Annotated in this window: 3 protein-coding genes; all 3 read right to left on the reverse strand. The window is 47.9% G+C overall.

The annotated features are described in order from the left end of the window. Positions 1-496: 496 nt before the first annotated feature. The gene (locus HMPREF2626_RS07885; protein ID WP_070619804.1) at positions 497-1,009 is read right to left on the reverse strand and encodes a type 1 glutamine amidotransferase domain-containing protein; all 513 of its coding nucleotides are present in this window, start codon (positions 1,007-1,009) and stop codon (positions 497-499) included. A gap of 140 nt (positions 1,010-1,149) precedes the next feature. Beyond that, on the reverse strand, positions 1,150-2,631 hold the full coding sequence (guaB, locus tag HMPREF2626_RS07890; protein WP_070619807.1) for an IMP dehydrogenase: 1,482 nt from the start codon (positions 2,629-2,631) through the stop codon (positions 1,150-1,152). Positions 2,632-2,765: 134 nt separating this feature from the next. Next, positions 2,766-3,809 carry a thioredoxin domain-containing protein gene (locus HMPREF2626_RS07895; RefSeq protein WP_070619810.1) on the reverse strand — a complete coding sequence of 348 codons (1,044 nt, stop codon included), beginning with the start codon at positions 3,807-3,809 and terminating at the stop codon, positions 2,766-2,768. Between the last annotated feature and the right edge of the window lie 592 nt (positions 3,810-4,401).

Consider the following 4,401-nt stretch of genomic DNA (forward strand, 5'->3'; position numbering starts at 1 on the left):
TGTGAGGGCTGGCGCTTAGCTTTCGTTCACTGGAACAAGTCGCCAGAGCAGTCTCACAGACTGCGGCGGTGACTTGTGAAGTGACACGAAAGCTGCCAGACCGAACCCAACTATACAAGGGTGTGAGACTTGGCGCTCAGGCTTGGATGATTGGAGCAAGACAGAATAAGAGCGAAGCATTCGCTCGTTTCTGACTTGTGAAATCACTCCAAGCCTGCCAAGTCGAACCCGACTAGGGGTGTAAGCAAAGGCTGTGAGGGCGCTTAAATTAACCAATCCCCAATCAAACTGGCGAAGTGTGACTTGAAATCTTTTAGCATCCAATTTCCTCATTCGAGTGTGGATTGGGGACTAGCAACCCACAAATAAAGACATGGAGTGTGGAGGGCTAGAATCTAACCCCCAATCGAAGCTTCCGAGTGTGGGTTACTCCACCCTCAGCACTCCAAATAAAAAGGAGCAGGCTGCCCTGCTCCTTGCTTTATTCATATAGAGCCTATTTCAAAGCATCGACAATGGCTTCATTGAAGGCATCTAAGTCGGCTGGGGTCCGGCTGGAGATAATGCCGGATGGGTCAATGACAACTTCTTCATCAAAGAAGTTGGCGCCTGCATTTTTCACGTCAACGGCCACTTGTTTAACAGCTGTAATGGACTTACCTTTCAGTACGTCAGCATTGACGAGTAATTGAGGGGCATGGCAGATGGAGAAGATTGGTTTGCGCTTGAAGGCAAAGTGGCGCACAAAATCTAATACGCGCTCGTCGCCCCGTAATTTATCAGGGGAATAGCCGCCAGGAATGAGCAGGGCATCGTAATCCGCACCTTCTGCCGCATCAATGCCAACAGCGACTTCGACTTCTGTATCTTCACTCTTACCGGTAACGGTTTGGCCAGCTTCGAGCCCCACGGTCACTACTTCATGACCCGCAGCCTCAAGGGCTTCCTTAGGTGATGTAAACTCTGAATCTTCGAATAGGTCTGTGATAATTGCTGCAATTTTTGCCATAAATTATGGAACCTCCTTCAATTCATTACAAGTTCAACTTCTCTTTCATCCTAACATGTGAGCGAACGAAAGGCGAGTAATCCGCTCAGCCTTTCTATAAGAAAAGCGCCTAGCCTGTGCTAGACGCTTGTCCTTGGCACTTATCCACGTGAGTAGTTAGGTGCTTCTTTGGTAATTTGAATGTCGTGGGGATGAGATTCGATCAGACCAGCGGCTGACATGCGAACGAACTGGGCATTTTGACGGAGGTCTTCAATATTGTGTGCCCCGCAATATCCCATACCGGACCGGATACCACCGACCATTTGGAAGATGATATCAACCACTGAGCCCTTGTAGCTGACCCGGCCTTCGATACCTTCTGGGACCAGCTTGTTGGCTTCGTTGACTTCTCCTTGGAAGTAGCGGTCAGCTGAGCCCTTCTTCATGGCGCCCAGACTGCCCATGCCGCGGTAGGTCTTGAAGCGGCGGCCTTGGTAGATCTCAATTTCACCTGGCGATTCGTCCGTCCCTGCTAGCATAGATCCTAGCATCACGGCATGGCCCCCAGCAGCCAGGGCCTTGACAATATCTCCTGAATACTTAATCCCTCCATCAGCGATGATGGTCTTGCCAAATTCATTGGCCACTTCAGCGGCATCATAAATGGCGGTTAATTGGGGCACGCCGACCCCAGCCACTACCCGGGTAGTACAGATTGAACCAGGTCCAATGCCGACTTTGACAATATCGACCCCTGTTTCAAAAAGGGCCCGGGTACCTTCCGCTGTGGCCACATTCCCAGCAATCAGGGTGACCTCTGAGAACTGGTCGCGGATTTCCTTGACCTTGCGGAGGACGCCCTTGGAATGGCCGTGGGCAGTATCGATGACAATGGCATCCACACCTGCTTCAATGAGGGCTTTGGCCCGTTCGAAGGTATCTGAAGTCACACCGACAGCTGCCCCACAGACCAAGCGGCCTTTGGCATCCTTGGCTGCATTGGGATAGTCGGTAACATTTTGGATGTCCTTAAAGGTAATTAAGCCGGTCAAGCGGCCTTGGTCATCAACCAAGGGGAGTTTTTCAATCCGGTATTTTTGTAGGAGAGCTTCGGCTTCTTCTAGGCTGGTATTCGAAGGAGCGGTGACCATTTCTTCTGTGGTCATATATTCATGAATAGGTTCGGATAAATCACGGACAAAGCGAATGTCGCGGTTGGTGATGATCCCCAGTAATTCACGCGAACTCTCATCCTTGACGATAGGAACTCCACTGATCCGGTAGCGCGCCATCAAATCTTCAGCTTCTTGCACCTTATTGTCTGGGAAGAGATAGAAAGGATTGGTGATGACGCCACTCTCCGAGCGTTTCACCTTGCGAACTTCCTCAGCCTGACGGTCAATGGTCATGTTCTTATGGATAATTCCTAAGCCGCCAGACCGTGCCATGGCAATAGCCATATCCGCTTCCGTTACCGTATCCATCGAAGCTGATAGGATAGGGACATTCAATTTCAAGTGGTCAGATAGCTGGATCCCTAAATCCGCTTCATCAGGTAGGACATCACTTTCAGCAGGCACGAGTAAGACATCATCGAAGGTAATTCCTTCTTTGACAAATTTATTTTCCCAGTTCGACATGGTGTTAATCCGCTCCTTTTCCTTTTTAGATTATTCAATAGGATAGCCCGAACTTCCGAAATTGTCAACAATTATTTTAATCTTTTGCGGTTAATAGCGAACCTTTTTATACGAATTTTATTTTATCGTTCGTCTTATAGCTTATTTTGAAGGGCTGAGAGGGCTTGGTCAGCGTGGAAGCCTTGGCCATCAATGAAGACGGCTGGACTGGCTTCCACGCCCACTGCCTTACCTTCTCTGTAAGCGGCTTTGAGGGCTGCTTGGTTACCTTGGTAGTCGTAGCCCAGCTCTTCTTCCGCAAACTTGAAGACACCTTCAAAGTCAGAGGCTACCCATTCGGGACGCCGAGCGAGGATCTCTTCGACTTGATACAGGGCCTTTTCGGGCGTTTGATAGTCCACAAAGCGCTGCATCACTTCACCCTTGTAGCCGCCCCCATGGCGTAAACTAAAGATTTTAGTCACTAAGCGCACTTGGCCCGAAGCGAGGGCTTGGCGCAGAATAGGGAAAGCTTCCTTGACATAGGCTGCTGATTCCGCTTCATAGAGGTCGATAAATTGATAGATGGTCTTTTCTGCCTGGTCCAAGCCGAGGACAAAACCGTTGGAATCGTTCAGGGCAGACGGGTCAAAATCATTGGCTAAGTCTTGGTCTTCCAAGGCTTCAGCTAGCCACTTACGGATAGTGAAATGGTCTTCGTGTTCATCTAAGATATGACCAGCGAGGATAACAGTAGGAACGAAACGCACACCATTGTCTTCCCCTTCTTGGCGGATGGCCTGGGCGATTTCTTCATTAGCTTGCCGCTCGAGTCCGACCACATTCTCCACCCAATCTTTGACGCCATCGTGGTCCATTTCCCCCCAGACATCCTGGTTAGCATAGAAATAATGGATCAATTCATAAGCTTCTTCTGGCCGGCCATAGTCAATGTATTGGTGGAGGATATTAGCCTTGGACAGGTCATGCTTGTCGCGGTCATAAGATTTGATAATCCGCTGCAACTTGCCCGCTGCCACCCACTCGTCTAATAAGTAAGAATTGCTTTGGAAGAACTTCCGGGCAAAAGGACAGCGGTAGTTAATAAATTCAATGGATTTAATAGGGGCCTCATCGCAGCCCAATTTCAAACCGAGCTCTGTGCCGATTCCCTTGGTATTGATATCTGCCGTATTCATATAGAAACAACCTCCTCAGTTAAGTTAAGTTCATTGTAACAAGAAGCAAGGCTAAGAACTATAAAAAGGCCTCACTTAAAGAAAGTAAAAAGCCTGCAAACTTGGACGATTAATCCAAAGTTTGCAGGCTTGATACTGACTTTCTTATTAAATCATTGGCTATCGAGCTTTCTTTACTCATGGCTACGCTTTCTATGATATTGGAAAAATTTGACCACGTAAAAAGCATGCATGAGGTAAATAGGGAAGGCTAGCGTCAACCAGCTTTGAAGCGATATGCCAGATACTTTAAACAGGACTAGGACAAGAATTTGAATCAGGATAGAAATGGCCAAGACATCTTTTCGGTAGATCACGGGCTGAGTCATTTCTGAAATCACCTCAATTATTTAGTATCTTGCTTCATATTTTACAATATCAAAAAAATGATCCTATCAAGTCTAGCATGCTTACGATGACCAATTGAAAGTTTCCCTATTAACAAAACTAAGCTAACAACAGGAGGCTAGCTTAGTGAAGGTGTTTGTCTGTTTAGATGGTCTGCTCATACCCTTAGTTGGGTTCGGTCGCGCAGCTTCCTTGTCACTTCACA

Source organism: Aerococcus sp. HMSC062A02, from assembly GCF_001809535.1.
GTDB lineage: Bacteria > Bacillota > Bacilli > Lactobacillales > Aerococcaceae > Aerococcus.